Source organism: Williamsia serinedens, from assembly GCF_024171725.1.
Classification (GTDB): Bacteria; Actinomycetota; Actinomycetes; order Mycobacteriales; family Mycobacteriaceae; genus Williamsia_A; species Williamsia_A serinedens.
On record NZ_JAMTCG010000018.1, the window covers coordinates 1 to 2,009 of the forward strand.

The 2,009-nt window shown below is 67.2% G+C and carries 4 protein-coding genes; 3 read left to right on the forward strand and 1 reads right to left on the reverse strand.

Features of this window, described 5'->3' with window-relative positions; all coding sequences use genetic code 11:
- On the reverse strand, positions 1-407 hold a 407-nt coding region (locus tag LX12_RS21625; RefSeq protein WP_253656686.1), incomplete at its 3' end, for an SGNH/GDSL hydrolase family protein.
- A 95-nt stretch (positions 408-502) separates the two neighbouring features.
- Here LX12_RS21625 and LX12_RS21630 point away from each other — a divergent pair.
- The 3 genes from LX12_RS21630 to LX12_RS21640 form a co-directional block, all read left to right on the forward strand.
- Positions 503-751, forward strand: coding sequence for a hypothetical protein (locus LX12_RS21630; RefSeq protein WP_253656687.1), 249 nt, complete (start codon positions 503-505; stop codon positions 749-751).
- Complete coding sequence (locus tag LX12_RS21635; protein WP_253656688.1) at positions 748-912, forward strand: hypothetical protein; 165 nt, start codon at positions 748-750, stop codon at positions 910-912. Before LX12_RS21630 ends, LX12_RS21635 begins: the two co-directional genes overlap by 4 nt.
- 171 nt (positions 913-1,083) lie before the next feature.
- A partial coding sequence (locus LX12_RS21640; protein WP_253656689.1) for a tyrosine-type recombinase/integrase occupies positions 1,084-2,009 on the forward strand: 926 nt, incomplete at its 3' end.

The following is a 2,009-nucleotide window of genomic DNA, read 5'->3' on the forward strand; positions in this document are numbered from 1 at the left end:
GGCGCCGGCGTGGCGGGCAGGGTGTCCAGGGCCTGACCGAACGTGAGTCCGTCCTTCGGTCCCTGCTTCACGTACCCGCTGCCGCTGTGGCCGCTGACCACGAAGTTGCCGCCGAGCTGCTCACCCGCGAGGTAGGCGTACCCGCGGGTGAGCGGGTTCGCACCGGTGCCCTCGGTGAACGAGTCGCCGAGGAACAGGACGCGCTGGTTGTCCAGGACGAGAGGTCGCGGATCCGGCGCGGCGACGGTCTGCGTTGCCGCACCTGCCATCGCGGCGGCACGGTCGGCCGCTGACACCTCGGCGGGCTGGTCGGTGCGCCACACGAGCACGGCCAGCACAACGGCGACGACCGCGCAGATCGCCAGCGCAATCAACTCCCACCTAGACAACCCCCGCGAACGCCTCATGTCAGGCAATCTATCGGTCGCCCGTGCAGGGTGCCGGATATGTCGGCTGGACAGCGGACGCTCAGACGGGCGTCTGTTCTGGCAAGGTGCTGCGCGTGACCGATCACGACGACGCCATACCCGCCCACCTCGTCGATCAGGCGGCCGACCTAGGGCTGACCATCGTCCCCGCCGGCAACCGGTTCCAGCTGGCGACCGTCACCTCCGGGGCTCGGGTAGGACGTCATCATGACCTCGACCGGATCGAGGCCGAGCTCGCAGCCCGCGCGGCCTCGATCTCTGGTCGCTCGACATCGGCACTGTGGACTCCGTCGAGGGAAACGCACTGCACGCCATCCAGGTGACGATCAGGGCGGGCACCGAGGTGAAATCGCTCGTCGGTGGCACCTCCGGCGGCGCCGGCATCGGCGAGCGCCGGGCAAAGATCTCGTCGTTCACGGTGACCTCGGAGAACCGGCCGACGCCGGGCGAATGGTTCCGCGGCGACGCCCGCGACATGGTCTGACGCCCCGCCCATAACTCTGATCAAGATGGCGGTTTCAAACCGGTCATCTGTCCTACTCAAGCTGTATTGTGGTGAGCGCGGGCTGATCCCGCCCGCTGAAACGGTCGACCCCGGCCAGGTGCGCCAACACCGAAAGCCGGGGCCTCGCCACAACCCAGAAGGCCCTGGATCATGACTGCGCTTTACGCTACCCAGCCCACCCCTGAACTACCGAGCGACGCCGAGTTCGAGCTCCTCCTCGACGCGTTCCTCTCCCGGTACCGCAAGAACACCCGCGACTGCTACGAGCGCGACATCCGCATGTTCTGCGGCTGGCTCACTGAGATGGGCCTGCACCCGTTCGCGATCCGCCGGCGCACCGTCGAGGCGTACGTCCGCCACATGATCGACGACCGCGGCAATCTGGCTCGCTCGGTGAACCGCCGCCTGATCGCGCTGCGCATGTTCTACGAGTTCGCGATCGACGACGACTACATCCTGAAGAACCCATGCCGGAACGTCCGTCTCGCGAAGCCGAAGCTCGACCTGACCAAGAAGCTGTCGCTGACCCGCGAGGAGTTCCAGCGGTTCATGCGCGCCGCCTACGACTCGAACGCGACCGAGTACGCCATGTGCACCCTCATGGGCTACCTCGGGATGCGCGTCACCGAGGTGTGCGAGCTGACCGTTCCCGATGTCCTGCACTACTCGAAGGGTCACCGGGTGGTGCAGTTCGTCGGCAAGGGTGGCGATGCGTTCGTCCTGCCGCAGCCGCCGGTGGTCATGCGGTCGCTCGACGCGCTCATCGATGAGCTGGGCCGCGACTACAAGGGCCCTCTGTTCCTGCGTCGCGACGGCTCGCAGATGACGAGACGGTCCGCTGATCGGGTGGTGAAGCGTTTGGCGAAGAAGGCCGCGATCGCCGACATGATCGTCTCGCCGCACACGCTGCGGCACTCGGCGATCGTGAACGCCATCAGCGCGGGCATCCCGCTGCGCGATGTGCAGATCATGGCCCGGCACCGCGACATCTCGACGACGATTCGCGTGTACGACCGCGGGCGCTTCGACCTCGACACCCACGCCACGCACGGACTCGCGGCGTACCTGGGTGCTGT